The sequence below is a fragment of the Streptomyces sp. NPDC058964 genome (genome assembly GCF_042741275.1).
Taxonomy (GTDB): domain Bacteria; phylum Actinomycetota; class Actinomycetes; order Streptomycetales; family Streptomycetaceae; genus Streptomyces.
In genome coordinates this window covers 1-2,829 of sequence record NZ_JBHYKH010000722.1, presented here as the reverse complement: position 1 = coordinate 2,829, position 2,829 = coordinate 1, and the positions used below count along the sequence as shown (strand labels likewise).

Here is a 2,829-nt window from a genome sequence, read left to right as displayed (position 1 = left end):
ATAAACACCCTCTCTCTCTCCGTCGGTGTGTCTGTCGCTGTCCCCTCCTCCCTCACCCCCACCCACCACTCCCCGTACCGCTGCGGTACTGGGCGATCCGTGCCTGTCGGCGGCAGTCGAGCGACCGGGACCTGGGCTGGTGAAGGCGGCGGTGTGCGAGGCCCGGCAGCGCGCACGTCAGCGCGCCTTCGCGCCGGAGGAGTTCGCGGACAGTTCCGCGCGCATCTCCCGGTCGGCGAGCTCGACCAGGCCCTTGCGCGCCGCGGCTTCCACCGCCTTGTGGTGGTCCGGGTGCAGCATGCCTAGTACTCCAGCCGTAGATCGCGATCTTGCCTTGACAGCCGCTACTACAGTAGTGCCGCGCGCAGTGTGTAAGTTCACGGTCCATAGGCGAGATCCGTGCCGCCACTGGCCTCAATCAGCCAGGACAGCGAGCCGCTGCCGAACGGCCAGCCGGTGGTGGTCACTTGCACCCAGCCGCCTCCCGATTCATCGATGCCTGTATGCCACCACCACCAGCTGCGATCGTCACCGGCTCCTTCCTCGGTCGGGTCGAAGTAGTACAGCCAGCTCGACAGCGTCCACGGCCCATCGCCAGCAGCCGCTCTCTGCTCCGGCGTCATCGCCCGCCACTGCCGCAGCCATGCCTCGGCATCGAAGGGCTCGCCTGGCTCCGGCTCTATGGGCTCGGGCGCGCACCGCTGGATGAACCATGCCGGCAGCAGCTGCAGCCACCGCTCATCTGTAGGCCAGTCGCCTATGCGCTCGACCACGCGCGTCAGCACCGCACGAGCATTGGCAATGACCTGGGCGGGATCCTCGGCGGTAAACCGGACCCGGACGAGAAACGGCCGCAGCTGGCTGTCCTCAGCCCGTAGTCCGGACCGAAGACGCCGTAGCTCGCCCTCAATGATCTCCACGGCGAAGAAGTGTGCACCACCACCGGCCTCGCCACACCTCAATACCGCCAGCCCACGAGATCACGATCTGCAGCTGACGTGATCTTCATGTCTGATTCGCGGCTTGTCGGCGGTAATGGCTGGCCTGGGCTCGGGCCTGATGGCGGCGTCGCCAGGTGGACCAGCGGAGCGGGTGGGCCGCATCGCGCACGGGCCGGACGACGAGTGACGTGAACAGTCGCTGGATCTCGTTGCAGGTGAGCGGGATCAGCCCGTCCGGGGAGGGATGGCGGGCATGTTCGTCAGCGCGGACGACGGCGAGGAAGGCGTGGGCGAGCATGGCCAGGGTGACCCAGCCAGACCACGAGGTGAAGCGGCGGACTTGGTGCTCGTCCAGTCCGGCTAGGCCCTTCCCGGCCTGGAAGGTCTCCTCCACCCGCCATCTCGACCCGGCAACGTGCACCAGCGTGGCCAGGGGTGCCGGGGCGGGCGACCAACAGCGGTAGTAGGCCACTTCACCGGTGGTGCGGTTGCGGCGGATCAGCAGCCGGTGACTTCCGGGCAGGGGCTCGGCCAGGTCGATGACGGCCCAGCCGTAGAAACGGTGCCCCTTGACGCCGGCCCCTGCCGACAGCTTCTGTCAGGCCCGCCTGGGCACCTTCGCTGCCAGGGCATCCGCGGAAAACTTCCCTGCACCGGTGGTGACTTCGGCCGAGCAGGCGACCGCGAGCACGTAACCGACCCCGCACTCTTCCAGCGCGGACCGCAGTTTCGGGTTGCCGCCGTAGACCTCGTCACCCGCGACCCAACCCACCCGGTGCCCGGCGTCAAGGAACCGGCCGAACATGCGGGCGGCGAGGTCCGGCTTGGCCGCGAACACGACGTCCTCTCCCAGTCCCGCAGCCCGGCAGCGGTCCACGTCACACGTCCACGAGCGCGGGATGTACAGCTCTCGGTCCACCGCCGCATGTCCGCGGCTGCCTGCGTACACGAGATAGACGGCGACCTGGGAGTTCTCGATCCTCCCGGCGGTACCGGTGTACTGGCGCTGGACACCGACGGTGTGCGTGCCCTTCTTCACGTCCCCGGTCTCGTCGACAACCAGCACCGCATCCTCGTCGCGCAGGTGCTCCAGCACGTACTCGCGCACGTCATCACGCACGGAATCCGCATCCCACTTGGCGCGGCCGAGCAGGTGCTGCATGCCGTCAGGGCTGGCTTCCCCGGCCCACTCGGCGATGCTCCAGCAGTTCTTGCGTGGCAGGTCCGAAAGCAGCCCCAACACCAAGTCCCGCACACGACGCCGGGGTTCAACCCGCACGAACCGGCCCGCTATCCGGGACATCAGGATCTCGAACGCCGCCTGCCAGCGGGCAGGGTCTACGCTGTGTCCTGCGGCCACCGCATGATCTTGTTCGGCCAGTCGGGAACGCGCCCGGCGTGGTTGATCGCCTTGAACCGCGCACCTACCACCGGCCCGGTTGCTCCCTCGATCCATGTGCACCGGACGACCTCCGGCGAGTACTCGGGCGTTCGGGTGACGTCGGAGACGAGGGCGTACAACACCTCGGGCGAAGCCTCGATGTACCGCGACGCGTTGTCCGAAGTCAGCTCTTGCTTCATTTCTGCCTCCTGTGCGATTTGGCGGTCCGCCGTTCGGCGGCCGCGAGGAACATGTCGACCGCGAGATTCGTTTTGGGTGTCGTGCTCAAACGCCCGCAGGATGAATCACTGACGTCAGGGAGCTCTTTCCAACCTGGCGGGTTGGACGGGCAGTTGGGCTGACAGACAGGTGAAGCCCCTGGTAGATGGGTTTTCGACCAAGAAATCCGTCTCCACCAGAGGCTTCGTGTGCTTGTCTACCCGTCGGGCGTCGACGTGTCCAGTTCTGCCCTGCGCTTCCTGTCCGCCAAGCTCCGTCAGCGCCGCC

At 67.2% G+C, this 2,829-nt stretch carries 3 protein-coding genes and 2 pseudogenes; 1 reads left to right on the top strand and 4 read right to left on the bottom strand.

Annotated features, from left to right (window positions below):
* Window positions 1-177: 177 nt before the first annotated feature.
* From ACFW2E_RS43675 to ACFW2E_RS43660, 4 genes and pseudogenes are all read right to left on the bottom strand, one after another.
* Window positions 178-300 (bottom strand): hypothetical protein, encoded by a 123-nt coding sequence (locus tag ACFW2E_RS43675; protein WP_384476786.1) that lies wholly within the window; start codon window positions 298-300, stop codon window positions 178-180.
* A 77-nt stretch (window positions 301-377) separates the two neighbouring features.
* Window positions 378-920, bottom strand: a complete 543-nt coding sequence (locus ACFW2E_RS43670; protein ID WP_384476783.1) for a hypothetical protein — start codon at window positions 918-920, stop codon at window positions 378-380.
* A gap of 85 nt (window positions 921-1,005) precedes the next feature.
* Window positions 1,006-2,244, bottom strand: a pseudogene (locus ACFW2E_RS43665) (IS701 family transposase).
* A gap of 35 nt (window positions 2,245-2,279) precedes the next feature.
* Window positions 2,280-2,522 (bottom strand): SRPBCC family protein, encoded by a 243-nt coding sequence (locus ACFW2E_RS43660; RefSeq protein ID WP_384476780.1) that lies wholly within the window; start codon window positions 2,520-2,522, stop codon window positions 2,280-2,282.
* A 228-nt stretch (window positions 2,523-2,750) separates the two neighbouring features.
* Between ACFW2E_RS43660 and ACFW2E_RS43655 the strand changes: the two are divergent.
* Window positions 2,751-2,829, top strand: a pseudogene (locus tag ACFW2E_RS43655) (IS5/IS1182 family transposase); the annotation flags it as partial.

Bases quoted from the DNA above. Each gene is read 5' to 3' on its own strand.
- ACFW2E_RS43675 (WP_384476786.1), bottom strand. From the start codon at position 300: ATGCTGCACCCGGACCACCACAAGGCGGTGGAAGCCGCGGCGCGCAAG.
- ACFW2E_RS43660 (WP_384476780.1), bottom strand. From the start codon at position 2,522: ATGAAGCAAGAGCTGACTTCGGACAACGCGTCGCGGTACATCGAGGCT.